The organism is Haladaptatus halobius (assembly GCF_020618475.1).
Lineage (GTDB): Archaea > Halobacteriota > Halobacteria > Halobacteriales > Haladaptataceae > Haladaptatus > Haladaptatus halobius.
This window is the reverse complement of record NZ_CP085335.1, coordinates 2,836,872-2,862,038: the sequence shown is the minus strand read 5'-3', so window position 1 is coordinate 2,862,038 and position 25,167 is coordinate 2,836,872. Positions and strand designations below refer to the sequence as shown.

Below are 25,167 nucleotides of genomic sequence, written 5' to 3'. Positions count from 1 at the left end.
GGGTCGCTCGGCAGAAGGGAAGGGTATGAAGACAGTGCTGTTCGACATGGACGGCGTCGTCGTAAACTCGGAGGACTTCTGGGTCGAACTCGAAGAGGAGACCATCTTCCCCGAGGTCGGCGTGGACGACGTGTCCGCCGACGAGATAACGGGAATGAACTACCGCGAGATTTACGACTACCTCGATTCGGAGTACGGGACGACGGCCACGAAAGAGGAGTTCGTCGCCATCTACGACGAGGCTGCGAAGAAGATCTACGGCGAGCGCGTGTCGCTGATGAACGGATTCCACGACCTGCTCGACGAGTTGCGCGACCGAGAGACCGAGATTGCGCTCGTCTCCTCGTCTCCCCACGACTGGATCGAGATCGTGCTCGACCGCTTCGATCTCGATTTCGCCGAGATCGTGAGCGCCGAGGATATCGACGTTCCGGGGAAGCCGGAACCGGCCATCTACGAGTACGCGGCGGCGCGACTCGACCGACGAGCCGACGAGTGCGCCGCGGTCGAGGATTCGGAAAACGGTGTCGAGTCGGCGGTTCGGGCGGGGACGTACTGCGTCGGCTACCCGAACGGCGCGAAGGAACTCGACCTCTCGGCGGCGGACGTGGTTGTCTCGTCGCCCGCCGAACTGCGCGAGGAACTGCTCAGTCTACGCGCACCGACCGAGAGTCGGTGAGCGGCAGGAGCGGCAGGTCGGGGAACACGACGCGAACCACGAACTCCATCTCGTCGTCGGTGCCGCCGAAGACGCCGACCGGAACCATCGTGTCCCCGTCGAGGTAGGTCGTTTTCGCGGTCATCTCCACGCCGTTGACGGTGACTTCGACCGCCGCCTGCTCGCCCTGCCCGCTATTTCGCAGGACGACTTCTCGCATATCGTTCTCACCGCGATCAATTCGCTCGGGGAAGTCGCCCCACTCGATCTCGATATCGGGGAGGTCGCGGGCGCTCGCTTCGACCTGCTCCGCGACGCCCTCCGAGAGGCCCGCGTCGACGAGGCCGTCGACGCCGGTCTCGCGCACGCCGGCGGGCGTTTCGAGGCCTTCCGTCGCCAGTTTGCTCGCCCGGCCGGCGCCGACCCCGTCGATGGCGGTGAGGCCGACCGCGTTCGCGCCCACGCCGTTCTCGACGCGGGCTTCGACGCGGGTGACGAGGTTCGCGGCGGCGGGGCGGTCGAGTCTCTTCAGGAAGGCGCGGAGCGCGGCGAGGAGTCGAACCGCGTTCTGCTGGATGACCCACGCGTCGCTTCGCAGTTTGCCGGGCGTCGAACCGGTCATGCTGGAGCGAAGGATGGCGAGCACCTTCCTCCCGCCCGCTTCGAGGTCGCCGGAGTCCTGTCCGACGAGCACGGAGTTGACGGCGTCGCGCTCGGACTGGCGGGCGCTCACGCTGTCGAACTCGGCGGCTCCGGCGACCGCTTCGAGGACGGCGGGCGCGTCGATAGTTTCTCGCTTCGAGAGGGCGCGGAACCGCTCCGCCGTGTCGAGATCGAGGTAGAACTTCGATGTGAGCATGGCGAGGGGCGTCCCCTCGATGCCGAGGTCGTCGCCAGTCTCCACGAACCCGCGGTCGACGAGGCGTTCAAGGGTGGCTCGGACGCGTTCTCGGTGGTTCTCGAAGTCGTACTGCTCGGGCTTGCTCTTCGCGCGGACGTAGTAGAACGTCGTTTCGAGCCACGACATCACGTCCTCCAAGTCCGAGATGGTGCCCATCGCTATCTCGGCGTTGAGATGTGAATCGAGGTCTTCCGCCAGTCTGGACTCGATCTCCTTGCCGTCGCGGAGCAGTTTGCGGTACTTGTCGGCGTCCGCGTGGTCGCAGACGACCCATCCGTAACCCACGTCGTCGTAGCCGGGCCTTCCCGCCCGTCCGAGCATCTGGAGCACGTCGAGGGGACTCATGTCCACCTCGCCTTCGAGGGGGTCGTGGAGCTTCGTGTCGCGCAGGACGACGCATCTGGCGGGGAGGTTGACACCCCACGCGAGCGTCGAGGTCGAGAAGAGAAACTGGATCTTCCCGGCGCGGAACCACTCCTCCACGAGGTCGCGGTCGTTCTTCGCCAGTCCCGCGTGGTGGAAGGCCACGCCGTCGAGGACGGAGTTGCGGAGCGTCTCGTTCCGAAGCTCTTGGGTCTCGGTGTGGAAATCGTAGTCGCCGCGCGCACCGATGGGCAGGTCGCGCTCCGCGATCTCGTCGCGGGTCTTCTTCGCTGCCTGCACGGTGTCCTGCCTGGAGGCGACGAAGACGAGCGCCTGCCCGTCGTCGCGGACGTGCGGTTCGGCGAGGTCGAGCGCGCGGTAGAGCCGGCGGTACTTGTCCGCGAAGGAGTTGTCGCCGTGGGTGTACGTCTTCACGTCGGCGTGGAGGTCGACCGGGCGGTAGTCGTCGCCGAACTCGAATGTGGTCTCCGGCGGAGCGTCCAGCCACTCCGCCACGTCGTCTACGTTCGGCATGGTCGCCGAGAGCGCGACGATTCGGGGGTCACAGAGTCGGCGCAGACGGGAGATGGTCACTTCGAGGACACTCCCGCGCTTCTCCGAATCGAGGAGGTGGACCTCGTCGATGACGCAGCAGTCCACGTCGGTGATGAAAGAGTAGCGCGCCGAGTTGTGTTTCCGGGTCGCCGAATCGGTCTTCTCCGGCGTCATCACGAGGATGTCGGCGCGCTCGGCCCGGCGCGGATTCAAGTCGCGCTCGCCCGTGACGACGTAGACGGAGTGGCCCAATTCCTCGAATCGTTCCCAATCGCTTTCCTTCTCGTTCGTCAGCGCCCGGAGCGGCGCGATGAAGAGCGCGGTGCCGCCGTCGCGGAGCGCCTTACAGATGGCGAGTTCCGCGAGCGCGGTTTTACCGCTGGCCGTGGGCGCACTGGCGACGACGTTATCGTCGCTGTCGAGCAGCGCGGGAAGCATCTCGCGTTGCATCCGGTTGAACTCCTCGAAGGAGAACGCCTGCTCGAACTCGGGAACCACCTCGGAGACCTGCATCGTTTCGTAGGCGGAGCGGGGAGGGGAAAGGCGTTTCCTTACCGGACTGATGTGTCGGATAGCGAGCGTCGGACCGTGACGAGATGGAGGAGGCGTAAGTGGGACGCTAGCTACCGCTCTAACGGACGATTCGACACCACCGAAATTACCCGCGATCGAACCCCCACCCGACTTCCCAAACCATAAAGCGACCTCGAAAACTACCGAACACCATGTTAGAACTCGACGACGTGCTGGCGGCCCGCGAACGGGTGGCCGAGACCGCCCGGCACACACCGCTCGACTACTCTCACACCTTCTCTCGGATGACGGGCGCGGAAGTACACCTGAAACTAGAGACGTTCCAGCGCACCGGGTCGTTCAAGATTCGCGGGGCGACCAACCGCATCGAAACGCTCTCCGACGAGGAGCAGGAGGCGGGCGTCGTCACCGCCAGCGCGGGCAACCACGCGCAGGGGGTCGCGCTGGCGGCCACGCGAAGCGGCGTGGACTCGAAGATCGTCATGCCGAAACACGCCCCCATCTCGAAGGTTCGGGCGACCCAGAGCTACGGCGCGGAGACCGTCCTCCACGGCGAGGACTACGACGAGGCCGCGGAACGCGCCCACCAGATCGAGGAGGAAGAAGGACGCACCTACGTCCACGCCTTCAACGACGAGGCGGTGATGGCCGGACAGGGAACCATCGGACTGGAGATACTGGACGACCTGCCCCAGGCGGAAACCGTCGTCGTCCCCGTGGGGGGCGGCGGCCTCATCAGCGGCATCGCAACCGCGATTAAGGGCCGCAATCCCGACGCGCGAATCGTGGGCGTCCAGGCCGAGGGCGCGTCGAGCGTCGCCGACTCGCTCCGGAAGGGGTCGGTGCAGACGTTGGAGAGCGTGGACACCATCGCGGACGGTATCGCCACTCGGAGCGTGGGCCAGCGGACGTTCGAGGTCATCGACTCCCGCGTCGACGAGGTCGTCACCGTCTCGGACTCCGAAACCGCGGTGGCGCTCGCCTACCTCCTCGAACGCGGCAAGACGCTGGTGGAGGGGGCGGGTGCGGTCTCCCTCGCGGCCATCCTCGACGGGAAGTTCGAGTACGCCGACGACGAGGTCGTCGTCCCGGTGTTGAGCGGCGGCAATATCGATATGAACGTCCTCACGACGGTCATCATGCGCGGACTGGTCGAGACGGGACGCTACCTGAAGATCCGCACCGTGCTCAAAGACCGGCCCGGATCGCTCCGCGAACTGTTAGACGTCATCGCCGAGGCACAAGCGAACATCTACGCCATCCAGCACGACCGCACCTCCCGCGACATCGGCATGAACGCGACGGAGGTGGAACTCGACCTCGAAACTCGCGGAACCGAACACGTCGACGAGTTGCTAGAATCGCTACGAGAAAGTGGCTTCGACGTGGAAGTTCTCGTTTGAGTTTCGTCTCCTTTTGACGTAGGTTTAAGTTCCGTCGGGTGAACACACCTGTATGAAACGCGTCATCAGCACGCAGGATGCCCCGGAGGCGGTCGGTGCGTACAGTCAGGCGACGACGAACGGCGATCTCGTGTTCACCGCCGGACAGATTCCGATGACCCCCGACGGCGACCTGCTGGACGACGAAGAAATCGCGGTACAGACGCGTCAGAGTCTGGAGAACGTCAAGGGCATCCTCGAAGAGGAAGGGCTGACCATGCAGGACGTGCTGAAGGTGACCGTCTTCCTGGACGACATCTCGAACTTCGACGAGATGAACGAATCCTACAAGGAGTACTTCCAAGACAACCCGCCCGCCCGAAGCGCCGTCGAGGTCGCCAACCTCCCGAAGGGCGTCGGCGTCGAAATCGAAGCCATCGCTAGCAGCGAGTGAGCGTGAATCCACGCGTCAAGTCGAGTCTCCTGTGGGGGGTCATCGACGTCCTCGCCTTTCTCGTCCTCCTGCAAGGGTACGAACTCTACACGGACTATCGCTACACGGTCGGGGTGAAGGTCGGCGCGGCGCTCGTCGTGGGGGTCGGCGTGCCGATTCTCACCTACGTCGCGGACGGGTACCTCGATTAGAACAGAAGCCTTTAAACGCGACACCTGGTTACGAACGAACGGGCCGGGATGGCCGAATGGCAAAGCGCACGCCTGGAAAGCGTGTTCCCGTATGGGATTCTGGGTTCAAATCCCAGTCCCGGCGTTTTCGGATGGACGGGCCAAAACTCCAATAGTCAACAGTTTAATCCACCGACGCCCACTCCCACTCTTCGTCCGCGACCGCCTTCTCGTGCAAGTAACACGCCGCCGGGTGCCTCGCGGCGGACGCTTGTTCTTCGCGGAGACGCTCACCATCCTGTTCGTCACCGTCCTCGTCGTCGAGATGGTGTTCGGTCTGCCCGGCTTCGGAACACTCGCGTTCCAAGCCATCAAAGCGCGGGATGCGGGTCTTATCCTGGCGACGACGATGCTCCCCATCTTCGTCGGGTTGGCCGGAAATCTCGTCCAAGACATCGCGTACGCCGTCATCGACCCCCGTGTGGAGTACGAGTGAAGAAACTCGGAACGAACCGAGTGCCGTCGAGAAAAACGAACGATGGGAGCAGTTACGCTACTTCTTCGACCGCAGAATCGGGTGCGGTCTCTCGAACGCTTTCGATACCGTTCTCCGCCGTCTTTCGTCGTTTGTACCCTTCGCCACTGTCTGCGATGATATTTCCGTTGTCGTGAACCAGTCGCCAGCGCCATTCGTCACGAGCATCCTGATACAGTTCGAAGGTTGCTTTGCTCATCAACGCTCGTAGATACGGGCGCGACCAACGTAATACCCCGTTTTCTGACGGTTTTCCGAACCGTCTACTCGTCGGCTGCGCGTCAGGATGTGAATCGAGTGAGACGGGATGAGAGGGACGGTGGTGACCGCGAAGGAAGCGAATCGTACTCCGAAGAAAGCGAGATTCCGTACACGGGGTTCATCTTTCTTCGGGTCGAAGGAAAGACGAATGCGCTCGTTCGTCCCACTCGTCCTCGTCCTCGCCGCGATGCTGTTTTTCGGCGCATATCTCACCGGCTATCCCGTCCCCGGCGAGGGGACGCTCGACTCGCTACAGGGAGCGGAGGTCGTCGAAGTGCCCGACGACCGACCGGCGGCGTTGACCGACCCGGGCGACCCGCGTTTCCGTCGCTGGGTCGAGTTCTACATCCATGTCTACGTGAACGAGGAGCGAACCGAGCGGGGACTTGCCCCCCTCGAATTCGACGCCGCGCTGCGCGACATCGCGCGCAACCACAGCGCCGGGATGGCCCGCGAAAACTACTTCGCGCACGTCGCGCCATCCGGCACCGACCCCGGCGACCGCTATCGAAACGCGGACTACTACTGTCTTCGGGGCGCGGGCGAGAACATCGCGTACACCTACTTCGACCGGCGGGTCAGAGCCGACGACGGGTCGGTGGTGCGCTATCGAACCGCCGAGGAACTCGCCCGGGGCGTCGTCTCGCAGTGGATGAACTCGACGGGTCACCGGGAGAACATCCTCTCCGAGAACTGGGAGCACGAAGGAATCGGCGTCTACTACGCCGAAAACGGACGCATCTTCGCCACGGAGAACTTCTGTTAAATGATAAAAAATTAAGTTTATTCTCTGATACTATCGAAAACGGGTGTTTGATTCGGACGAGCGATAGATGAGCAAACGAACGAGTGAGACGGAGGGAACAGTTGCACCGCTGTCGAGAGACATCGTCCTCCAGGTGCTGAGCAATCGGCGGCGGTACGCGCTCCACCATCTCCGGCGATGCGAGGGGTCGGTCGAAATCGGCGAACTGGTGACGCAGATCGCGACGTGGGAGAACGACGTGACCTCGAAACAGCGAAAGCGAGTGTACAACACCCTCCAGTAGGCGCACCTTCCGAAACTCGACGAGACGGGCTTCGTTGAGTACGACCCGGCCTACGGAAACATCGCGCTGACCGGGCGCGCCGAGATGTTGGACGTGTACCTAGAACTCGTCCCTGACAACGACTTCCCGTGGTCGGAGTACTACTTCGCGCTGGGTTGCATCAGCCTCGTGCTCGTCGCCGGTACGTGGCTTGACGCCGACCCACTCGGTCTCGTTCCAACCACCTTGTGGGCGTCGGACTCGGTTCGTTGGTGACGCTCTCGGGGGCGGCCCACATCTACCTCCAGTGAAACGTCTACCGCGGGTACACGGAAGTGCCGGACGAAACGTGATCGGCGACGAGAACCGGATGAGGGTCGCGGACGAGCGACACGTCGTATCCGAATGCGGACAGTAGTTCGAGGCTCGTTTCGACGTGGTCGGTCACCCGCGGGATGGAGACGCGTCCGCCCGCGAGCGCGAGGAAGACGAGTAACTGATCCGCCGTATGTTCGTCGACCGAGGCGCGACCGTCGTCGAAGTCGAGAAACGAGTCCACGACACTCGCAGCCACGTCTTCCGCGGAAACGCCCCGTTCACCCAGCGCGTCGAACCCGACTAGCGAGCGGTCGTAGTCCGCGCGGACGAGCAAGGAACTGCCGGGCGAGTTCGATTTCGCGTACGTCACTCGGCGTTCGGCGACGGAGTGACCCGCCTCGGTGAGTCGGTCACGGGTCGCTTCGGCCTGCCGTTCCGCGACGTTCCGGGCCGCGAGCGACGTCGACGCCTTCGAGTACACCCGGACGCCCGCGAGCGACCCGCGGTCGGTGAGTTCGATCTCGGAAAGCGACGACGGGGCGAGCCACAGCGTCGCTTCGCCACCGCCCGCCGGGTAATAGCCGGTTCGAGCGACGTCGACCGCGGCCTGTATCCCGAACCGGCGACAGAGGGGAAGTTTCACTTCGCGGTAATACTCGACCGGTGGTGACCATCTCGCGTCGGTACCGCCGGTGACCGTGACGGCGAGCGGTCGGTCGAGCGTCGTCGCTAGCGGCAACAGCGCGTCGAAGACGAGCGTGACACTTCCGGCGGTGCCCACGTCGATGGCGAACCGACCGCCGTGGGCTACATTGGGGCGGAAGGTCAGTGCCTCGGAACCGACCGCGTCACCGTGTACGTCGGCGTCGCACGCACGGACGACGGCGCGGACGGAGGTGAGGTGTTGCGCTCGAAGACCCGGATTCGCTCGGTTCGATCGAATCCCGGTCATCCGGAACGACTCGCCCGAGAGCGCCGCGAGCGAGAGCGCAGACCGGAGCAGTTGCCCTCCGCCGGTCGAACCGTCGAGCGAGTGCATCGACCGAGATACGGAGCGGGGCGTGAAAAGCCCCGCTATCAGCAGTAGAGTATATAAACCACCGCTTCGTACCGTCGGTGAACGGTATAGACTCGTGCTAACGATCACCACAGTTAAACGGGATAAACGCCGTATTCGTACGATTTTGCGGGGATTTGGAAGAGATAGCGGAGCGGCCGCTGAGGTCGGTAGATAAAGATTTATATAGAATCGCAATCATAGTCGCTCCTGTACTATGAGTCAGCGAATGCAAGGTCAGCCGATGATCGTGATGTCCGAGGACGCCCAGCGCGTCAAGGACAAGGACGCGCAGGAGCACAACATTACCGCGGCGCGCGCCGTCGCGGACGCGGTACGCTCCACACTCGGCCCGAAAGGGATGGACAAGATGCTCGTCGATTCGATGGGCGACGTGACCATCACGAACGACGGCGTCACCATCCTGAAGGAGATGGATATCGACAACCCGACGGCCGAGATGATTATCGAGGTCGCCGAAACCCAAGAGGACGAGGCGGGCGACGGCACCACGACGGCCGTCGCGGTCACCGGCGAACTCCTGAAGAACGCTCAAGACCTCCTCGAACAAGACATCCACCCCACGGCGGTCATCAAAGGATTCCACCTCGCCAGCGAGAAGGCGCGCGAGGAGATAGACAACATCGCCGAGCAGGTCGACACCGACGACGAAGACCTCCTCCGGAAGGTCGCCGAGACCAGCATGACCGGCAAAGGAGCCGAACTGAACAAGGAAGCTCTCAGCCAGATTATCGTGGACGCGGTTCGCGGCGTCACCGTCGAAGACACCGTCGACCTCGAATACGTCAACATCGAGACGCAGACGGGCCGCGCCGCGGGCGAGTCCGAACTGCTCGAAGGCGCGGTCATCGACAAAGACCCCGTCCACGACAACATGCCCACGTCGGTCGGGGATGCGAAGATCCTCCTACTCAACGAAGCCGTCGAGGTCGAGGAGACAGACGTGGACACCGAAGTCTCCATCACTGACCCCGACCAGCTCAAGAGCTTCCTCGACCGCGAGGAGGCCCAGCTGAAAGAGAAAGTCGAGCAGATCAAGGCGACCGGCGCGAACGTCGTCTTCTGCCAGAAGGGCATCGACGACCTCGCACAGCACTACCTCGCCAAGGAAGGCATCCTCGCCGTCCGCCGCAGCAAAAAGAGCGACATCCAGTTCCTCCGCGAAGTCCTCAACGTGAACATCGTCTCCGACCTCGACAGCGCCTCCGAGGACGACGTCGGGACGGGCAGCGTCACCCGTGACGATGCCGACGAGCTGTTCTACGTGAAAGGCGGCGACGACGCCCACGGCGTGACGCTGCTTCTGCGCGGCTCCACCGACCACGTCGTCGACGAACTCGAGCGTGGAATCACTGACGCGCTCGACGTGGTGGCCCAGACCGTCAGCGACGGTCGCGTCGTCTCCGGCGGCGGTGCCATCGAAGTCGAACTCGCCTCCCGACTCCGCGACTACTCCGACAGTGTCGAAGGCCGCGAACAGTTAGCCGTCGAGGCGTTCGCCGACTCGCTCGAACTCGTTCCGCGCGTGCTCGCCGAGAACGCCGGACTCGACTCCATCGACACGCTGGTCGACCTCCGCGCGGCCCACGAGGACGGCGACAAACGCGCCGGCCTGAACGTCTTCAGCGGCGACGTCGAGGACACCTTCGACAGCGGCGTCGTCGAACCGGCCCACGCCAAAGAGCAGGCGCTCTCCAGCGCGACAGAGGCCGCGAACCTCGTGCTCAAAATCGACGACATCATCTCCGCCGGCGACCTCTCCACCGACAAAGGTGGCGACGAAGGCGGTGCGCCCGGCGGTGCCCCCGGCGGTATGGGCGGCATGGGTGGCATGGGCGGCATGGGCGGTGCGATGTGAATTCAGGCGTAAACTGATTTCCACGTCCAATTCACCGTACCGCTTCTCGACTAATTCACGCAGTTTTTAGAGGGCTCGGTGGTTAGCGGTGCGTTTTCATCACGTTCAAGAAAGGTGACACGCATTTTCGAGAATCGCGCCAGAACCGCTATTCGTCCGCCGTGACGACTCCCGAACACCGTGTCTAACCAGAAGGGTAACTCGGTGGACGAGACGAATCGACATCAGACCGGTCGCCGTCGACTACTGAAAGCCGGTGCCGGGGTTGCTGTGACCGCATTCGCAGTGCCGACGCTCAGCGGTACCGCGGTCGCCCACTTCCCGCCGAAACTCGAAATCGATGTGAAACCCGGAAGCGAATCGAACTCCATCAACCCGCGCAGTTGCGGCGTCGTTCCCGTCGCCGTCCTCCGAACAGACGAGTTCGACCCGACCAGCGAGGACGTTCGATACCGATTCGGTGCGCCCGAGTCCGTCGCCTCCGGTGGCGGTGCACGACCGGTTCACGAGGGGCACGTCGAAGACGTCGATGACGACGGTTCCGACGACCTCGTTCTTCACTTCCTGATGCAGGATGCCGGGTTCGATGGAGACGAGTCGGAGGCCGAACTGCGGTGGGAGCGAGACGAGTCCGGCGAGCACGGACTGGCCGGGCGGGACGATGTGAAGATAGCCGGGCGCGGACACAACTGAAATACGCGCGCCGACCATCCTCCGAACGGTTCTCCAGAAAAATCCGAAATCTCCACGAGCGACTGCGAAAGCCACCTGAAAACCGCGAAAGATGGAACTAAGTGGTGTCCATCGGAATCTTCTGAGTATGGAAACACTACTACTCAATCGGGACGCCGTAGACGAGAACACACAGATGCCGGAACTCATCCGGGCCGTCGAGGATGCGTTCGCGGCCTACGCACGCGGTGACGCGCAGATGCCCGCGAAATCCTACATCGACCTGCCGCAGTACAACGGCGACTTTCGCTCCATGCCCGCCTACTTGGAAGCCGACAACTGGGACGCCGCGGGCATCAAGTGGGTGAACGTCCACCCGGACAACCCCGACAGTTTCGACCTACCGACTGTCATGGGGACGATGATCTACAGCGACCCCGAGACGGCCTTCCCGCTGGCTATCATGGACGGCACCGAACTGACGATGAAGCGCACGGGCGCGGCGGCGGCGGTCGCAACCGACTATCTCGCCGTCGAGGACGCGACGAGCATGGGCCTCATCGGCGCGGGCGTCCAGTCCTACACGCAGTTGGAAGCCATCTCGGAGGTTCGCCCCATCGAGGAAGTCGTCATCAGTGACATAGACGAGGAGGCGGTCGAGCGATTCATCGACTACTTCGACGATGAGTTCGACGTTCGCGCCGGCTCGATCTCGGACGCCGCCGCCTGTGACGTACTCTCGACGGTGACGCCCGTCGAGAAACCCATCGTCTCCCGCGAGGCCGTCGGCGAGCGCACCCACATCAACGCCATGGGTGCGGACGCGGAGGGCAAACACGAACTCGCCGACGAAGTTCTGTTGAACGCGAAACTCGTCATTGACGACCACGCCCAAACCACCCACTCCGGCGAAATCAACGTCCCGTACAACGCGGGCGTTCTCTCGGACGACGACATCCACGGCGACATCGGCGACATCGTCGTCGGCGAGCTGGACGGCAGGACGGACGATGACGGCGTCACCGTCTTCGACAGCACCGGGCTGGCGATTCAGGACGTGGCGGCGGCCCACGTCGTCTACGAGCACGCAAACGAGAACGACAACGGCTATCCCTTCGACCTTATCGGATTCTGATCACTCTTCGTCGCCGACGGGCGCCTTCTGCGCGACCGCTTCCGTTAGTTTCGAGATGAGCCACACGATGGCGAGAAACGGCAGGAGCGGTAGCAGTAGGACGACGAGACCGAGAAACAGCGCGATGCCGATGGCGTTCATCTCGTTGTCCGGGTGTCCGCGGAACGGCGGCGTGACGGTTCGAAGCGCTTTTCTGACCGGTTCGGCTCCGGAGTCCCCCTGACTCATAGTGGAAAGGACGGCGGAGAGGGAGATAAGCGTTCTCACGAGGGATACTTCGATTTCGGCGGCGTAGACGAGACCGAGGCAGAAACTGGAGCTATTCTATCCTTCCAGATGCACGGCGGGTCGCAACGGCGTCGCGTGGCGGGCTTTGTCCAAGGGGTCGTAAGCGTCCTCGCCCTCGCGGTAGATCTCCACCTCGGAGTCGAACTCGCGTTCGAAGAAGTCGCGGGCGTCCTCGTACACCGCCAGTTCGTCGACCTCCGACAGCACCGCGACCTGTTCGCTCGGACGTTCGCGCACGTCCTCCGCGAGTTTCTGCACGAGTTGGTTCACTTCGTCGCCCTTCTCGCGCAGTTCCGCGTCCTGCATGACCTCGCCCATCACTGCGCCGACGTTGGGGCCGCTCTCGACGACTTCTGAGAGTACTTTCCCCTTCCAGTCGGCGGCGACGTACACCCGAACCGTCTCGGGGTCAGTGTCGGTCACGTCCACGATGTCGCGCACGTCCTCGGTCAACCCCTCGACCAGTTCCTCCTCGACTTCGGTCGCGGTGCTCTCGAACTCAGGGTTCGGCTCCGGCCACTCGGCGTCGGCGATGGGGTCGCCCGTCAGGCGCTCGTGGAGTTCCGTCGCCATGAACGGGACGAAGGGAGCCAGCAGGCGCAGGCGGGCTCGCAGAACCTCTTGCAGCGTCCAGCGCGCGCCCGGCCGGTCCGCGTCGGTGCGCTTGCGATACCATTTCAGGTGCTCCTCGAAGCCGTAGAAGGCGGCTTGACTCGCGGTGCGCGTCTCAAACCGATCCATCGCTTCGGTCGCTTCCCGCACCGTCGTCTGCAATTTCGACAGCAACCAGCGGTCGATCCGTCGCAGGTCGCGCTCTCCCAGTTCGCCCTCGATAATATCCATCGATCGGTTCCAGAACCGTCGCAGTTGGTTCTGCGTGCTCTCGACCTGCTCCGAGCGCCAGTCGTAGTCCTGCCACGGTTCGGCGCTGTTCATCAGGAAGAAGCGCACCGTGTCCGCTCCGTACCTCTCGATGGCCTCCTCCGGCAGGACGACGTGACCCTTCGAGGAGGACATCTTCTCGCCTTCCAGCAGTCCCATGCCCATCACCGTGATGCCCTGCGGCCAGTTCGGCTTCTCGAACAGTTCTGCGTGGTGGAACAGGAAGAACGTCAGGTGGTTGCTGACGAGGTCGTTGCCCGAACAGCGATAATCGACGGGATACCAGTAGTCCCACTCCTCGCGCAGTGAGAGCGCGGTTTCGTCGGGGGTATCGACCGCCTCGCTCACGGCCTCGCCGTTCGCGCTTTCCGAGGCGCGTTGCGCCTCGCCCCCGAAAAACAGCGTGTCGAAGAACGCCTTGTCCATCTCCTCAGGCGGCACGTCCGCCAGTCGGTGGGCGACGGTGTAGTACGCCATGTAAATGGTCGAATCGGACAGCGGTTCGATGACGAAGTCCGGATCCCACGGCAGTCGCGTCCCCAACCCGTAGTTTCGGATGCAGGGCCACTCGTTCAGCCAGTCGACGGTGTGATCGTACTGCTCACGGGTGTTCTCGGGGATGGCGTCCAGTCCGGCGACCGCCTCGTGGGCCTTCTCCTTCCACTCGGGGTCGTTGTAGCGCAGGAACCACGTCTCTTGCTCGGCGACCTCCACGGCACCGCCGCAGCGACAGACAACCTCCTCGCTGAACTCGTGCATCGACCCGAACGATCCCCGTCGCTGGAACTCGGCTTTCAGGTCGTCGCGCACATCCTCGACGACTTCGCCGGCGTAGTCGCCGTACATCTCGCGCAGGGTTCCGCCGTGGAACTCGCGGTTGTAGACTTCCTGCGTGGCCTCCTTCAGCGCGGGGTCCGCCGAGTCCGTGACGCCGTGTTCCTCGACCGCGTCCTTCGCGGGGAACTCGCCGTAGCCCTCCACGTCGATGATCGCCTTCGGTTCGATGGCGCGGACTTCGGCGGGGTCGATGCCGTACCGCTCCATCCGGGAGTCGTCGTCTCGCGGCTCGTCACCGCTCGATCGTTCCGCGGCGCGGCGCGCCGCGCTCTTCGCCTTTTGCAAAGCCACCCAGTCGTCGGGGCTGTGGGCCGGAACGGACATGACGACCCCCGTCGCGTTGTCGGCGTCGACGAACTCCGCGGGCAGGACGAGCACGTCGTCGCCCGTGACGGGGTTCGTGACGTGCTCGCCGACCAGTCGCTTCCCTGTGAAGTGGTCGCGGACTTCGACGTCGTGGGCTTGCAGTTCCAGCTTTTCGGCCGCGCTCTCGGAGACCAGCCATCGCTCGCCGTCCACGTCGGCCTCGACGTAGTCGGCGTCGGGGTCGATGTAGGCGTTCGTGACGCCGTGAACCGTCTCGGGGCGCAGGGTCGCCATCGGAACTGTCACGTTGCGGTCGTCCTCCGACCAGCCGAACTTGACCAGCGTGTACTCCTGAAACTCGGCCTCCTCGCCCTCCAGCAGGTCGTGGGTGGTGACGGGGTTCTTTTCGTTCGTACAGTATTTGACGGGGTGCAGTCCCTTCTCCAGCAAACCGCGCTCCTTCAGGGTCTCGTACTGCCACGTGATGAACTTGGAGTAACGCTCGTCGTTCGTCGTGAACTCGCGCCGCCAGTCAATGGACAGCCCTAGCGACTTCATGTTCGCTTTGTAGCTGTTCTCGATGAAGTGGCGGGCGAACCCCATCGGCGTCTCCATCTCTTTCAGATCCTCGTCGGAGACGTTGTAGATGTCCTGCAAGACCCGCATCTGGTTCTCTTCGCGCTTCTTCAGGCGTTCGACGGCCCCGACGATGGGCGTCCCGGTGACGTGCCACGCGATGGGGAACAGGACGTTGTCGCCCTGCAGTCGGCGGTAGCGCGCCCACACGTCGGGCACGGTGTAGGTTCGCGCGTGTCCGATATGCATCCCCCCGCTCGGATAGGGGTACGGTACGGTGACGAAGGTGGCTTCCGAATCGGACGGGTCGACCTCGTACCGGCCCTCGTCCGCCCATCGAGACTGCCACTTCGATTCGATTTCCCGTGGGTCGTAGTCCATACACCCTCTTTCGCACTGACGATTAAAAGAACAACCATACTTGACTGTCCGCCCTGTCAGGTTGCGGCAATTATTGCCCACGAGTCGAAAGACTGATACGACCGATCCGAGTGGGGCCAGCTCGTGGGCGATTTCGCCGAGGCCGCGCGCGACCGCATCCGCGACACCCTCGCCGAGCGACTGCCGCGCTTCGTGTGGGTGACAGAACACCGAATCCGGCGCACTCCGGTGGACGTGGTGGGTCGCACCGACGACTCCTTCGTCGCGGTCGAACTGGAGTGGCACAGGGCCGACCCTGCCAACAACACGGCCAAACTGTTCTACTACGTGGATGAGGGCGAACTGGCGGGGTACGACCGAATCGCCGTGTTTCAGTTGTTCACGGGGTACTACGACCTCGCCTCGGGCGGGGTATCCTCGTAGCGCGAAGTCGCGGAGTTCGTCGAGAGCGTCGCGGCGGAGTCGTTCGAGTGCGTCTCGTTTTATCCCGTGACGTTCGGGCTTACGCCGCCGAAACGGGGCGGCGAGTGACCCGAGGAGTGGAAATCGGTTACGGCCGAGACGGTCGAGGAAATTACGCGACTGGTTTGATTCCACTCGATACACTACGGTAGAACATTTCGGAAAGCAAACGGATTTTCACAGTAACGAAGTCCCAGAAAACCCCCGTCATTTCGGTTGTAGAATCATCTCGAAAAGAGCAGAGAGTAACTGATTCATCCGAAAGAAAACGAACCGAAAACGGGTCGAAAACATCCTTACTCCAACGCCACGAGTTGCTCGTCCAGCATCTCGGACAACACCTCGCGGGCGTGCCCGTCGGGGTCGACTCCGCGATAGACCGCCTGCACCTCGCCCTCCGCGATGACGAAGGTCGTTCGAGGGGCGGCGTCCTGCTCGACTTCGACGCCGAAGGCGTCCGCTATCTCCCCCTCCGGGTCGGCCAGCAGGTCGAAGCCGAGGTCGTACTTCTCCGCGAAGGACTCGTGACTCCGTACGTCGTCGGTCGAGACGCCGTACACCGCCACGCCGGCGTCGCGGTACGTTTCGAGTTCCTCGTCGAACTGCTTCGCCTCGACCGTGCAACCGGGCGTGTCGTCGCGCGGGTAGAAGTACAGCACCGTCGGCGCTTCGAAGGGCGGCGAAACCGTCTCGCCATGCTGGTTGGTCGCCGCCACGTCGGGCGCGTCGTTGCCTGCTTCGAGGGTCATATCCGACGATAGCGCCCGGAGGAAAAAGCCGCTTGTGGTTTGGCTACCCCCAGCGGGAGAGTCGGCCCGAAGCCGGGAGTTAGCTCACTTCGATGTCGTGCGACTCGTCGCTTTCGTCGGCTTTCGGCAGCGTCACCGTCAATACGCCGTTTCGGTACTCCGCGGAGACGTTCGATTCGTCCACCGAATCGGGAAGCGTGACGGTTCGATTCATCGAGCGTCGGCTTCGCTCCTGCCGGATGTACTCCTCACCGCCCTCCTCCGTCTCCTCTTCATGCTCGGCCGCGATTCGGAGGCGGTCGTCCCGCAGCGTGATATCGATATCCTCCTTCTCGAAGCCGGGCAGGTCGGCGGTGACGACCAACTCGTCGCCGTGGTCGGCCACGTCGAGCGACATCCCGCCGGTCTGCCAGTCCATCCCGCCGGATTCAAGTTGCCGACCCATGCCTTCGAACTGGCGGCTCATTCGTTCGATCATCTCTTCGATTTCGTCGAATGGATTCCTTCGTCTGGCCATCCTTTCACCCCGAGGGAGGTTTGTCGCCCGGTACCTAATAGTTCACGCCGACTCGAACAGGACGTGCTCGGTGTCGTACGAACCGAGGCGGCGCACCCATCCCTTATCGGCGAGAGCTTCGATCTCCGCGACGGCCTGTTCGGCGCGGTCTTCGTACAGACCCGCCTCGAAATCGAGGTGGAAGACGTAGTCGCCGAGGCGTTCGCCGCTCGGGCGCGACTCGACCCGGGTGAGGTTGATGTCCCGCTCAGCGAACGGTTCGAGGAGCGCCAACAGGAGTCCGGGGTAGTTCGCACCCGGATAGACGACGAGCGAGGTTTTCCCGCCCGCGAGCGCGCGCTCGTTCGCGGGTGCGACGACGAAAAACCGCGTCGCGTTCGAAGTTCGTTCTTGAATATCCTCGGCGAGGACGGTCAGTTCCTCGGCGTTGTCTGGATGGGCGATGGCCGCCACGGAAGGGTCGTCGCGGGCGCGTTCGACGCCGCGAGCGGTGCTGGCGACTGCTTCCCGCTTTACGTCGGGATACTCGGTTTCGAGGTACGTCCGGCACTGCGCGAGCGCCTGCGCGTGGCTGGCGACCGTCTCGAACTCCTCGCCCCGGGCGAGCAGTGCGTGGCGAATCGGCGTCACGAGTTCGCGGACAACCGCCACGTCGTTCTCGGCGAGGGCGTCGAGCGTTCCGGTGACGCTCCCTTCGATGCTGTTCTCTATCGGCACGACGCCGCGAGGGTACTCGCCGTCGACGACCGCTTCGACAATGGCGGTGACCGACTCGCGGAACTCGACGTCGTCCGCGACCGCGCTGGCGGCACGATGCGAATAAGTTCCTGCCGGGCCGAGCGTGACTGCTTGCATGCGCGGTGGGTTTCGGTTCGGCGGGCAAAAGCGCGTCGGGGGCGACAGATTCTGCGCCCACTACGGTTTCAGGAGTGCTGTCGGGCGGTCTTCCTATCGACCAGTTTGTAGAATCGGCTCGTGTTTCCGCTCTCGGTCTTCACTTGGTAGACAAACGCGAGGTCTTCGGACTCGAACTTCTCGAACCACTCGTCCCACTCGACGGGCACCAACTCGTCGTGGTCGTCGGCGGTATCCGGAAACTGGAGACGGAGGATTCCCGCGCCGTCGTCGGCGGTGGCTTCGACGGTCGCAGGCTCGCCGCCGCGGTCTTCGACCCACTGCTCGATGGTCTCGTGCTCCGTCGTCACCTGACTGTATTTCGAATCGAACTGGATATCGGTTTCCATGAATCTCCCGTTTCGGGCGTTCCTTTCGTTCACTCGATTGACGGAAGAGCCCGGTGGCTGCATATGCATGCCGGCAAACACGTCCGCGATTCGTCGGCCCGACGAATCGCACTGCCGACCGACAGATCTGCAGTCGATGACCGTGGAAACGCTAGTTGGCGGTCGGATTTAAGGTGGTGAACGACGAAACTTCAGCCATGGTGGGCGATTCTGGAGAAAAACCGGACGAGGATACGGACGTGGAACAGCTCGACCTCGGACAGGCCGTCTACGACGAGGACGACCAGCAGATCGGTACCATCCGCGGATTCGACAAAAGCGGCTTCTACGCCACGATGCGGGACGGCTACGAAGCCCTCTCCGTCGGCCACGCTCGGTCGGGCCATGAGTTCGGCGAAGCCGAGCTGATGTGGCGATGCACGAACTGCGGGGAGATGGGTGAATTGGACGAAGGCCTTCCGGACGAGTGCCCGAACTGCGGTGTCCCGAAAGAGGAACTCTACTACTGGACGGAAGACTGAGTTTTTCACCCCCGACCACCTCGGTCGGGTATGGACATCGTCGTGTTCGGTGCAGGAAGCCTGGGGAGCCTCGTCGGCGGACTGCTCGCCCGCGAGCACGCGGTCACGCTCATCGCCCGCGACCCCCACGTGACCGCGGTGCGCGAGGCGGGCCTGCACGTCGGCGGCGAGTTCGATTTCCGAGTTCGGCCGGACGCCACCGCCGCCGGAACTGATCTGCACGCCGATTGTGCCGTCGTGACCGTCAAGGCGTTCAACACCGAGAACGCGGCGCGCCAACTAGCGACCGGCGAGTTCGACGCCGTGCTCTCGCTCCAGAACGGGATGGGCAACGAGGGGACGCTGGCTGAGTACGTGAACTGCCCCGTCATCGCCGGAACCGCGACCTACGGCGCGGTTCGAACCGGGCCGGGCGAGGTCGAATGCACGGGCGTCGGGAACGTCGTCCTCGGTGCGCGCGAGGGCGGTCGCTCCGATGCGGCGCGTCGCGTCGGAGCCGCCTTCGCCGAGGCGGGAATCGAGACGGAGGTCGCGGAGGACATGCCCCACCGCCTCTGGGAGAAACTCGCCGTAAACGCGGGAATCAATCCGACGACCGCGCTCGCCCGAGTAGAGAACGAGGCGCTCGCTGCTGGAGATGCCTGCGAGATAGCATCGGCGGCGGCCCGCGAGACTGCCGGAGTCGCCCGCGCCGAGGGCGTCGAACTCGCCGACAAGGACGCCGTCGCCGCGGTCGCCGCGGTCGCGGAAGCGACCGCGGCGAACACCTCCTCGATGCGACAGGACGTGGAGGCGGGTCGCCGAACGGAGGTCGACGCGATAAACGGGTACGTCGTTTCCCGGGGACGCGAACGCGGCGTCGAGACGCCCGTGAACCGGACGCTCGTCGGACTCGTCAGGGCGTGGGAACGCGAGAATGCGCGAGCGTAAAAATCAGTGGTGGCGGTTCACAGCTGGTCAAAGCGGATGCCCCGACCCTTGCGGTCGGGGAGGAAGCCGATACTCGATGCCACTAACTATGTTCGATGGCAGATCCGACTCTCCAACCATTAAATAACTCTTACGTTATATGTGAAACACAGTGGGATACCGTCGTACCGCCGTCATTAAACTCGACACTCCCGACGGAGCCGACCCGCTTCTCCGAGAGACAGTCGAGCAGTTCAAACATTGCGCCAACACCGCGAGTGAGTGGTGCTGGCACGGCGACGACGGATACCACGTCATTTCAAAAGCCAAGGCCGAACGCGCCCTGTACGACCGACTCCGCGACGAAACCGACCTGACAGCGAATTTCGTGCAGAAAGGAATTCGCCGTGCGGTCGAAGCGGTAAAGAGCGGGGTCGAACGCCTCAAACGCGGAGAAAACACTTCGAAACCCTACTTCTCGGCAGACAGCGCAGTGTACGACAAACGCTCCGCAACGTTTCACCACGACCACGTATCCCTCTCCACCGTTGATGGGCGCGTCGAGTGCGAGTACATCCTCCCAGACGACTCGAAGACGCCACCGACGAAGTACGTCTCCGACGAGGATTCCGAGTTTAGGATGGCGCACCTCCAGTACCGCGACGGCGACTGGTATCTCCACGCTTCGATGCGGAAAGTTGAGGACGACGAGACATCCGAATCCGCATCCAAGCACAGAACAGTCCTTGGTGTGGACTTGGGTATTAACAATATCGCCGTCACCTCAACGGGCCAATTCTGGTCGGCAGACGAGTTTAACCACTGGCGTCGAAAGTACGAGAACCGCCGTGGGTCGCTCCAACAGTGTGGGTCTCGCCATGCTCACGAGAACATCGAGTGCGTTGGACGGAAAGAGTACGGACGCTTTGAGATCGACATGCACACGGTAGCGAATGAACTCATCGAAGAAGCCGTTGAAAACGAGTGTTCGCACATCGTGTTTGAGGGCTTGACTCACATTCGGAGAACATCTCCAAGGCGACGTGGCACCACATCTGGGCGTTCCGACGCCTCTACGAGTACATCGATTACAAGGCCGAGAAACACGGCGTGGAAGTCGTTCAGGTTGACCCTCGCAACACATCCAAGCGGTGTTATATAGGTTTACCCACGACGATAATCGGTATCAAGAGACGTTCGAGTGTCAGCAGTGTGGCTACGAGAACCAAGCGGACTACAACGCCTCGAAGAATATCGGTTTGCAGTATCTTCGTCGCAGGCAAAATGCAGGTGACGGAGGCGCACCCGTAGATGTGCGCTTGAATCGCGGGACGCTGAATGTGAGTGGGGAGTACGTACCCCCTGCCTCTTCCGAGGCATAGAACGGGAGTCTACGCGAAAGCCTCGGGACTTGACCCCGAGGCGATTTACGAACGCATGATGACGAACAGCGCCGCGAGTCCGCTCACTCCGAGGACGAACCAGTAGCTCGCGAACCGGTAGATGAGCGCGGCCGCGACCGCCGACCCCGGTGCGATCGCCGGGACGAGCGCGACGATGAGGACGACCAGCGCCGCCTCGACGCCCGCCAGTCCGCCCGGCGTCGGCGTCAGTCCGGCCAGCGTGCTCGCCGGGACGATGAAGAGCACGAGCACCAGTTCGAGGGGCAGGCCGAGCGCGCGTCCCGCGAAGTACAGCGGGAGGGCGAAGAAGATCCAGCCGGTGTACGAGAAGACGAGCGCGAACAGCAGTTCGCGCGGCTCGTCCGCGATTCGCTCCAGCGAGTGGTAGAACCGCTCGATGCGCGCTCTGACGCCGTCGAGCGTGATTCGGTTCGTTCGGTTGGCGAGGGGTCGAACGAGCGTGAGCATGAGGTCTTCGACCCGCTGTCGGTATCGCCATCCGGCGTACGCTATCGCCGGAACGCCGAACGCCAGCGCGGCGAGTCCCTGCGCGAGCGTCTTCGCGTTGTCCGGGAGCGACGCCCGGAGGAGCAGATAGCTCAGCCCGAGGGCGGCGAAGTTGAAGAACGGAAGCAGGTTGAGTAGGTCGGCCGTCACGACGCTGGCGAGGCTGTCCTCGTAACTCGCTTCCGTATCCCGCGAGAGGATGTACGCGATGAACGGCTCGCCGCCCGCCTGTCCGAGCGGCGTGACATAGTTGGCGAACGTCGCTGCGAAGTAGGTGACGACGAGGCGTTTGAACCGCACTTCGATGTCGAGCACCGCGAGCACGATCTGCCACGCTTTCCCCCACGCGGCCAGTCCGACGACGGTCGAAGCGCAGGCGACCCAGACCCACGTGTAGTCCGCCCCTTCGAGGGCGTTGAGCACCCGTCGCCAGCCCGCGACCATGACGAGCAGGTAGATGAGGATACCGGCGACGACGAACCCCAGCAGTAGCTTGCCGGTTCCGAACCGCTCCGTAAGTCCTGCGGACAGCGCCTTCCCGCCATCCGATGCCGACTCGTCCGTCACGTTAGTCGATGTATCCGAGGTCTTGCAGTCGGTCTTTCGCGTCGTCGCTCATATCGCCGAGCACGTCGTCGCCGCCAACTTCGTTCCACTCGCCGCCGACGGTCTCCTCGAACGCGGAGAGCGCGGCTTCGAGTTCGATTTCCTCGTCGCTACCCTCGCCGCGGGCGTCGTGGCGTTCGCCGGGATCGTCGTCCAGATGGTAGAACTCGTCTTCGATGCGCTCGTTGCGGATGTACTTCGCGTCCGGCCTGCGGGCAGCCCGCATCCGGGAGTAGAAGCGCGAATCCTCGTCGAGTTCGATGTTCGCCCGCTTCGCCTTCTCTTCGAGCTGTTTCAGTTCGACCACCGGGCGGTAGTACTCCACGAAGGCGCACTCGCCGTCGCCCGGCACGTCCTCGGCGAAAGACCGATAATTCGCGCTGAGAAGCGAGCGCGCTTCGTCGAGCGGGCGCGTCGAGTTCGACCCCGAAACGCCGGTGTGGTCGAGAACCGTGTGGTAGAGGTCGATGAGTTCGACCTGTTCGTCGCTCACATCCGAGTCGAGCTTGGGGTGTTTGACCAGCAGCGGAACGTTGACGACGGGGTCGTAGATGCAGAACTCGTGGCCATACAGGTCGTGTTCGCCGTGGAGTTCGCCGTGGTCGGCGCAGATGACGACCATCGTGTCGTCCCACTCGTCGTTCGCTCGGAGCCACGAAAACAGTCGTTCGAGTTGGTCGTCGATGTGCCGGATTTCGGCGTCGTAGAGGCCGCGGATGGCCTCCCACTCATCCTCGCCGATGTCGCGTGCGCCGCTGTTGTACTCCTTCGAGTTCTGGCACACCTCGGTCGAATCGACGCCGGGTGCGAACTGCTCCCGGTACTCCTTCGGCGGATGGTAGGGCAGGTGGGCGTCCATCAGGTTGATGAACGTGAAGTAGGGGCCGTTGGCGTCGTCGATGAACTCGATGGTGCTGTCGATGACCTGCGGCGTCTTCGAGTCCGCACCCTCGCCGCTGGCGAGATACTCGTGTGCCACGTTGCCGAGACTGACCAGTTTGTCGGCGACGGCGCGGAGTCGTTCGTTGTCGTTCATCATCTTCCACGCCTTCGCCATCGGCCCGGAGAGGAAGTCGCCGGGCATCACTTCGAAGAAGTTGTCCTGGTCGTCGAAACCGTCGGTGAGATGAGTGTACGGCGTTATCCACGCGTTCGAGGAGTAGCAAGCGGTGTCGTATCCGGCGGCGGAGAGCGTCTGTGCGAGCGTGGTCGCGCCTTCCAGATAGGGGTTCTCCTGGCTCGCTCCGTGCTCGCTGGGATACATACCAGTGAACAGCGAGGCGTGTACCGGCAGGGTCCACGGAGCAGGGGCGACCGCCTGCTCGAACACGGTCGCGTCCTCCGCGAACCGTTCGAGGCCCGGCGTCGTTGGTCGGTCGTATCCGTAGACAGAGAGGTGGTCTTTCCGAACAGTGTCTATGACCACGAATACGACGTTCTGCGCCACGGCGTCGTCGTTCGTCATACTGTCGCCTGCTACACCGTCCGATGGGATAAATATCGTGATTCCGGGCGTGGAACCGGCCGAAAGCTAAAAATACGGGGTTAGAACGGGGCCTGCGGACCTTCGTCTTCGTCGGAATCGTCGCTCGATTCGCCGGGGAAAGACGGACTCATGCCGCCGCCCATCCCGCCGTCGCCGCCCATTCCGGTGTCGGCGTTGACCCTCTCGATTTCGGGGATTTCCTTGACCATCCGGCTCTTGATCGCCTGAATCGTCATCGGGGAGATGCCACAGCCGCTACACGCGCCGCCCAGCATGATGGTGACTTCGCCGGTCTCGCGGTCGATGTTCTGGATGGCGGCGCTCCCGCCGTGCATCTGGATCTGTGGGAAGTTACGGCGCAGGAAATTGCTGACCCGTTCTTCCAAGTCATCGGCCTCTTCCTGAGTGTCGGTGCTCATGTTCCGGCGTAGGGGGCCAGCCTCCTTAGGCCTTTCCACTATCCTCGATTCGAATTCGGGTATTTTCGCCGGTTATGAACCGTGTTCCAACCTTTTCTCCGATTTTCTAACGGAACGCTTACGTTCCCGTGTTGAGAGATGCGACGATGAACCCCCCTAAAGGTACTACTGGAGATGGTCGGAGGATTCCGCAACGGTGGCGTCGAAGAGACCGCGGAACAGGCGTTCGACCGCGAACTCTAATCGTTCGATTCGAACCCGAACGTGCGACGCAGTTCGGATTCGATTCGTTCGACGTAGACGTTCACCGTTTCCGCGATCTTCTCGTCGTCCGCGAGAACACCCTGCACGCGGTCGGCCGGATTCTCGGGGAGTTCGACGCGGAACTCGCCATCCCCCTCGTAGAACGGTTCACTCTCGTTCAACACCTGCTGGTCGATGGCGTGAACGAGTTCGGAGTCGTATCGGTCGTTCATGTAGTTGAAGGCGTTCTTGTACGCTCGCTGGAGTTCGTTGAAGTAGTGGACGTACTTGTCCTCGAACTTCTCGGGGTCGAACTCGGTCATGCCCGGAACGAGGAGCGGAGCGGGTAAAAATGGAACCGTTCGGCGCGGATCCTCGACCGCACTACCGAATTGGAGAGTCACCACGCGATGGCGAGGCCGAGGAGTCCGCCCGCCCTGCCGAGAAGTCGCCAGTCGATGCGTTCTGCCGCGTTTCGGGGACCGTACTGCGAGATACTCGTCGTTCGGCGATTGAATTACGATTATTCGACAGATAGCCAGGCGTCCGACTGGATGTACGGCACCGGAAAACGGCTGCCCCGTTATTTCGCATATCGATATGCGGTATATCGTCGGAGTGTATAGTGATACCAATAATAGAGGATCTGCTCGGTTCGACCGACTTTCGAGTCGTTTCGGCTACGGAGAGGTCGACGGAGGCGAACGAGGAAGCCACGGAAACGGCAGGTGACTTCCAGCGACGACGTTCCTTTTGCCGGTTCGAGCCCCGACAGAATCCGAAGGAGAAAGCCGAAATTACACGAACGTCAGCGGAGCACGTCTCGTACCCTTCGCGCACACGAAATCGGCTGCGAACCTCGCAGGTTCGCACGAGGAATAGGAGTTCTCCGCCGTCATCCTCGATGGCGTCCCGTTGCAGGTGCTCGC

27 protein-coding genes, 1 tRNA gene and 1 pseudogene are annotated in these 25,167 nt (G+C 62.9%); 16 read left to right on the top strand and 13 right to left on the bottom strand.

Annotated elements, in window-relative coordinates; translation table 11 throughout:
- Positions 1 to 25: 25 nt before the first annotated feature.
- Entirely contained in the window at positions 26 to 679 is a 654-nt protein-coding gene (locus tag LIW51_RS16625) for an HAD family hydrolase (protein ID WP_227375202.1), read from the top strand.
- Here LIW51_RS16625 and LIW51_RS16620 read toward each other — a convergent pair.
- A complete protein-coding gene (locus LIW51_RS16620; protein WP_227375201.1) occupies positions 648 to 2,990 on the bottom strand; it encodes a DEAD/DEAH box helicase in 2,343 nt (780 codons plus the stop codon). The two genes, LIW51_RS16625 and LIW51_RS16620, sit on opposite strands and share 32 nt — an antisense overlap.
- 212 nt (positions 2,991 to 3,202) lie before the next feature.
- Between LIW51_RS16620 and ilvA the strand changes: the two genes are divergently transcribed.
- The 5 genes from ilvA to LIW51_RS16595 all read left to right on the top strand — a co-directional run bounded on the left by ilvA (position 3,203) and on the right by LIW51_RS16595 (position 5,513).
- Positions 3,203 to 4,414 carry a threonine ammonia-lyase gene (gene ilvA / locus LIW51_RS16615; RefSeq protein WP_227375200.1) on the top strand — a complete coding sequence of 404 codons (1,212 nt, stop codon included), beginning with the start codon at positions 3,203 to 3,205 and terminating at the stop codon, positions 4,412 to 4,414.
- Between the two features lie 52 nt (positions 4,415 to 4,466).
- On the top strand, positions 4,467 to 4,847 hold the full coding sequence (locus LIW51_RS16610) for a Rid family detoxifying hydrolase (protein ID WP_227375199.1): 381 nt from the start codon (positions 4,467 to 4,469) through the stop codon (positions 4,845 to 4,847).
- A gap of 2 nt (positions 4,848 to 4,849) precedes the next feature.
- Positions 4,850 to 5,038 carry a DUF7981 family protein gene (locus LIW51_RS16605; protein WP_227375198.1) on the top strand — a complete coding sequence of 63 codons (189 nt, stop codon included), beginning with the start codon at positions 4,850 to 4,852 and terminating at the stop codon, positions 5,036 to 5,038.
- A gap of 42 nt (positions 5,039 to 5,080) precedes the next feature.
- Positions 5,081 to 5,162, top strand: a tRNA-Ser gene (locus tag LIW51_RS16600).
- Positions 5,130 to 5,513, top strand: a complete 384-nt coding sequence (locus LIW51_RS16595) for an ABC transporter permease subunit (RefSeq protein ID WP_227375197.1) — start codon at positions 5,130 to 5,132, stop codon at positions 5,511 to 5,513. The genes LIW51_RS16600 and LIW51_RS16595 overlap by 33 nt, the downstream gene beginning before the upstream one ends.
- A 52-nt stretch (positions 5,514 to 5,565) precedes the next feature.
- On the opposite strand, the gene LIW51_RS16590 is transcribed toward LIW51_RS16595, so the two are convergent.
- A complete protein-coding gene (locus LIW51_RS16590; RefSeq protein WP_227375196.1) occupies positions 5,566 to 5,751 on the bottom strand; it encodes an HVO_2922 family protein in 186 nt (61 codons plus the stop codon).
- 210 nt (positions 5,752 to 5,961) lie between these two features.
- Between LIW51_RS16590 and LIW51_RS16585 the strand changes: the two genes are divergently transcribed.
- The 3 genes from LIW51_RS16585 to LIW51_RS16575 all read left to right on the top strand — a co-directional run bounded on the left by LIW51_RS16585 (position 5,962) and on the right by LIW51_RS16575 (position 7,117).
- Positions 5,962 to 6,579, top strand: coding sequence for a CAP domain-containing protein (locus tag LIW51_RS16585; protein WP_227375195.1), 618 nt, complete (start codon positions 5,962 to 5,964; stop codon positions 6,577 to 6,579).
- Positions 6,580 to 6,646: 67 nt separating this feature from the next.
- Positions 6,647 to 6,862, top strand: a complete 216-nt coding sequence (locus LIW51_RS16580; RefSeq protein WP_227375194.1) for a DUF7344 domain-containing protein — start codon at positions 6,647 to 6,649, stop codon at positions 6,860 to 6,862.
- An 84-nt stretch (positions 6,863 to 6,946) separates the two neighbouring features.
- Positions 6,947 to 7,117 (top strand): hypothetical protein, encoded by a 171-nt coding sequence (locus LIW51_RS16575; protein ID WP_227375193.1) that lies wholly within the window; start codon positions 6,947 to 6,949, stop codon positions 7,115 to 7,117.
- Positions 7,118 to 7,157: 40 nt separating this feature from the next.
- Here the strand turns inward: LIW51_RS16575 and rtcA are convergent, their stop codons facing one another.
- Positions 7,158 to 8,198: an RNA 3'-terminal phosphate cyclase gene (gene rtcA / locus LIW51_RS16570; RefSeq protein ID WP_227375192.1), complete on the bottom strand. Its 1,041-nt coding sequence runs from the start codon at positions 8,196 to 8,198 to the stop codon at positions 7,158 to 7,160.
- Between the two features lie 235 nt (positions 8,199 to 8,433).
- Here rtcA and thsB point away from each other — a divergent pair, with 235 nt between their 5' ends.
- The 3 genes from thsB to LIW51_RS16555 all read left to right on the top strand — a co-directional run bounded on the left by thsB (position 8,434) and on the right by LIW51_RS16555 (position 11,902).
- A complete protein-coding gene (thsB, locus tag LIW51_RS16565; protein ID WP_368411746.1) occupies positions 8,434 to 10,095 on the top strand; it encodes a thermosome subunit beta in 1,662 nt (553 codons plus the stop codon).
- Positions 10,096 to 10,275: 180 nt separating this feature from the next.
- Positions 10,276 to 10,788: a hypothetical protein gene (locus LIW51_RS16560; protein WP_227375191.1), complete on the top strand. Its 513-nt coding sequence runs from the start codon at positions 10,276 to 10,278 to the stop codon at positions 10,786 to 10,788.
- Between the two features lie 127 nt (positions 10,789 to 10,915).
- Positions 10,916 to 11,902, top strand: a complete 987-nt coding sequence (locus tag LIW51_RS16555) for an ornithine cyclodeaminase family protein (protein ID WP_227375190.1) — start codon at positions 10,916 to 10,918, stop codon at positions 11,900 to 11,902.
- On the opposite strand, the gene LIW51_RS16550 is transcribed toward LIW51_RS16555, so the two are convergent.
- Positions 11,903 to 12,130: a DUF7535 family protein gene (locus LIW51_RS16550; RefSeq protein ID WP_227375189.1), complete on the bottom strand. Its 228-nt coding sequence runs from the start codon at positions 12,128 to 12,130 to the stop codon at positions 11,903 to 11,905.
- Positions 12,131 to 12,226: 96 nt separating this feature from the next.
- Positions 12,227 to 15,172, bottom strand: a complete 2,946-nt coding sequence (gene leuS, locus LIW51_RS16545) for a leucine--tRNA ligase (RefSeq protein WP_227375188.1) — start codon at positions 15,170 to 15,172, stop codon at positions 12,227 to 12,229.
- A 123-nt stretch (positions 15,173 to 15,295) separates the two neighbouring features.
- Between leuS and LIW51_RS16540 the strand changes: the two genes are divergently transcribed.
- Positions 15,296 to 15,595, top strand: coding sequence for a hypothetical protein (locus tag LIW51_RS16540; RefSeq protein WP_227375187.1), 300 nt, complete (start codon positions 15,296 to 15,298; stop codon positions 15,593 to 15,595).
- A 335-nt stretch (positions 15,596 to 15,930) separates the two neighbouring features.
- On the opposite strand, the gene LIW51_RS16535 is transcribed toward LIW51_RS16540, so the two are convergent.
- From LIW51_RS16535 to LIW51_RS16520, 4 genes are all read right to left on the bottom strand, one after another.
- A complete protein-coding gene (locus LIW51_RS16535; protein WP_227375186.1) occupies positions 15,931 to 16,383 on the bottom strand; it encodes a peroxiredoxin in 453 nt (150 codons plus the stop codon).
- Positions 16,384 to 16,462: 79 nt separating this feature from the next.
- The gene (hsp14, locus tag LIW51_RS16530) at positions 16,463 to 16,900 is read right to left on the bottom strand and encodes an archaeal heat shock protein Hsp14 (RefSeq protein ID WP_227375185.1); all 438 of its coding nucleotides are present in this window, start codon (positions 16,898 to 16,900) and stop codon (positions 16,463 to 16,465) included.
- 42 nt (positions 16,901 to 16,942) lie between these two features.
- On the bottom strand, positions 16,943 to 17,755 hold the full coding sequence (pheA, locus tag LIW51_RS16525; protein ID WP_227375184.1) for a prephenate dehydratase: 813 nt from the start codon (positions 17,753 to 17,755) through the stop codon (positions 16,943 to 16,945).
- 68 nt (positions 17,756 to 17,823) lie between these two features.
- Positions 17,824 to 18,144, bottom strand: coding sequence for a hypothetical protein (locus tag LIW51_RS16520; RefSeq protein WP_227375183.1), 321 nt, complete (start codon positions 18,142 to 18,144; stop codon positions 17,824 to 17,826).
- Between the two features lie 197 nt (positions 18,145 to 18,341).
- Between LIW51_RS16520 and LIW51_RS16515 the strand changes: the two genes are divergently transcribed.
- The 3 genes and pseudogenes from LIW51_RS16515 to LIW51_RS16505 all read left to right on the top strand — a co-directional run bounded on the left by LIW51_RS16515 (position 18,342) and on the right by LIW51_RS16505 (position 20,956).
- Positions 18,342 to 18,665, top strand: coding sequence for a DUF7130 family rubredoxin-like protein (locus tag LIW51_RS16515; RefSeq protein ID WP_227375182.1), 324 nt, complete (start codon positions 18,342 to 18,344; stop codon positions 18,663 to 18,665).
- A 30-nt stretch (positions 18,666 to 18,695) separates the two neighbouring features.
- On the top strand, positions 18,696 to 19,595 hold the full coding sequence (locus LIW51_RS16510) for a ketopantoate reductase family protein (protein WP_227375181.1): 900 nt from the start codon (positions 18,696 to 18,698) through the stop codon (positions 19,593 to 19,595).
- Between the two features lie 151 nt (positions 19,596 to 19,746).
- Positions 19,747 to 20,956, top strand: a pseudogene (locus LIW51_RS16505) (RNA-guided endonuclease InsQ/TnpB family protein).
- A 45-nt stretch (positions 20,957 to 21,001) separates the two neighbouring features.
- On the opposite strand, the gene LIW51_RS16500 reads toward LIW51_RS16505, so the two are convergent.
- From LIW51_RS16500 to LIW51_RS16485, 4 genes are all read right to left on the bottom strand, one after another.
- Positions 21,002 to 22,051, bottom strand: a complete 1,050-nt coding sequence (locus tag LIW51_RS16500) for a lysylphosphatidylglycerol synthase transmembrane domain-containing protein (protein ID WP_227375180.1) — start codon at positions 22,049 to 22,051, stop codon at positions 21,002 to 21,004.
- Between the two features lies 1 nt (position 22,052).
- Positions 22,053 to 23,555 carry a sulfatase gene (locus tag LIW51_RS16495; protein WP_227375179.1) on the bottom strand — a complete coding sequence of 501 codons (1,503 nt, stop codon included), beginning with the start codon at positions 23,553 to 23,555 and terminating at the stop codon, positions 22,053 to 22,055.
- Between the two features lie 80 nt (positions 23,556 to 23,635).
- Complete coding sequence (locus tag LIW51_RS16490; RefSeq protein ID WP_227375178.1) at positions 23,636 to 23,995, bottom strand: NifU family protein; 360 nt, start codon at positions 23,993 to 23,995, stop codon at positions 23,636 to 23,638.
- A gap of 239 nt (positions 23,996 to 24,234) precedes the next feature.
- Positions 24,235 to 24,561 carry a DUF5783 family protein gene (locus tag LIW51_RS16485; protein ID WP_227375177.1) on the bottom strand — a complete coding sequence of 109 codons (327 nt, stop codon included), beginning with the start codon at positions 24,559 to 24,561 and terminating at the stop codon, positions 24,235 to 24,237.
- Positions 24,562 to 25,167 lie beyond the last annotated feature (606 nt).

What these genes read in the sequence shown, in the direction of transcription:
- LIW51_RS16625 (WP_227375202.1), top strand. Translation starts at nt 26, where the DNA reads ATGAAGACAGTGCTGTTCGACATGGACGGCGTCGTCGTAAACTCGGAG.
- LIW51_RS16620 (WP_227375201.1), bottom strand. Translation starts at nt 2,990, where the DNA reads ATGCAGGTCTCCGAGGTGGTTCCCGAGTTCGAGCAGGCGTTCTCCTTC.
- ilvA (WP_227375200.1), top strand. Translation starts at nt 3,203, where the DNA reads ATGTTAGAACTCGACGACGTGCTGGCGGCCCGCGAACGGGTGGCCGAG.
- LIW51_RS16610 (WP_227375199.1), top strand. Translation starts at nt 4,467, where the DNA reads ATGAAACGCGTCATCAGCACGCAGGATGCCCCGGAGGCGGTCGGTGCG.
- LIW51_RS16595 (WP_227375197.1), top strand. Translation starts at nt 5,130, where the DNA reads ATGGGATTCTGGGTTCAAATCCCAGTCCCGGCGTTTTCGGATGGACGG.
- LIW51_RS16590 (WP_227375196.1), bottom strand. Translation starts at nt 5,751, where the DNA reads ATGAGCAAAGCAACCTTCGAACTGTATCAGGATGCTCGTGACGAATGG.
- LIW51_RS16585 (WP_227375195.1), top strand. Translation starts at nt 5,962, where the DNA reads ATGCGCTCGTTCGTCCCACTCGTCCTCGTCCTCGCCGCGATGCTGTTT.
- LIW51_RS16580 (WP_227375194.1), top strand. Translation starts at nt 6,647, where the DNA reads ATGAGCAAACGAACGAGTGAGACGGAGGGAACAGTTGCACCGCTGTCG.
- LIW51_RS16575 (WP_227375193.1), top strand. Translation starts at nt 6,947, where the DNA reads ATGTTGGACGTGTACCTAGAACTCGTCCCTGACAACGACTTCCCGTGG.
- rtcA (WP_227375192.1), bottom strand. Translation starts at nt 8,198, where the DNA reads ATGCACTCGCTCGACGGTTCGACCGGCGGAGGGCAACTGCTCCGGTCT.
- thsB (WP_368411746.1), top strand. Translation starts at nt 8,434, where the DNA reads ATGAGTCAGCGAATGCAAGGTCAGCCGATGATCGTGATGTCCGAGGAC.
- LIW51_RS16555 (WP_227375190.1), top strand. Translation starts at nt 10,916, where the DNA reads ATGGAAACACTACTACTCAATCGGGACGCCGTAGACGAGAACACACAG.
- LIW51_RS16550 (WP_227375189.1), bottom strand. Translation starts at nt 12,130, where the DNA reads ATGAGTCAGGGGGACTCCGGAGCCGAACCGGTCAGAAAAGCGCTTCGA.
- leuS (WP_227375188.1), bottom strand. Translation starts at nt 15,172, where the DNA reads ATGGACTACGACCCACGGGAAATCGAATCGAAGTGGCAGTCTCGATGG.
- LIW51_RS16535 (WP_227375186.1), bottom strand. Translation starts at nt 16,383, where the DNA reads ATGACCCTCGAAGCAGGCAACGACGCGCCCGACGTGGCGGCGACCAAC.
- hsp14 (WP_227375185.1), bottom strand. Translation starts at nt 16,900, where the DNA reads ATGGCCAGACGAAGGAATCCATTCGACGAAATCGAAGAGATGATCGAA.
- pheA (WP_227375184.1), bottom strand. Translation starts at nt 17,755, where the DNA reads ATGCAAGCAGTCACGCTCGGCCCGGCAGGAACTTATTCGCATCGTGCC.
- LIW51_RS16520 (WP_227375183.1), bottom strand. Translation starts at nt 18,144, where the DNA reads ATGGAAACCGATATCCAGTTCGATTCGAAATACAGTCAGGTGACGACG.
- LIW51_RS16515 (WP_227375182.1), top strand. Translation starts at nt 18,342, where the DNA reads ATGGTGGGCGATTCTGGAGAAAAACCGGACGAGGATACGGACGTGGAA.
- LIW51_RS16510 (WP_227375181.1), top strand. Translation starts at nt 18,696, where the DNA reads ATGGACATCGTCGTGTTCGGTGCAGGAAGCCTGGGGAGCCTCGTCGGC.
- LIW51_RS16495 (WP_227375179.1), bottom strand. Translation starts at nt 23,555, where the DNA reads ATGACGAACGACGACGCCGTGGCGCAGAACGTCGTATTCGTGGTCATA.
- LIW51_RS16490 (WP_227375178.1), bottom strand. Translation starts at nt 23,995, where the DNA reads ATGAGCACCGACACTCAGGAAGAGGCCGATGACTTGGAAGAACGGGTC.
- LIW51_RS16485 (WP_227375177.1), bottom strand. Translation starts at nt 24,561, where the DNA reads ATGACCGAGTTCGACCCCGAGAAGTTCGAGGACAAGTACGTCCACTAC.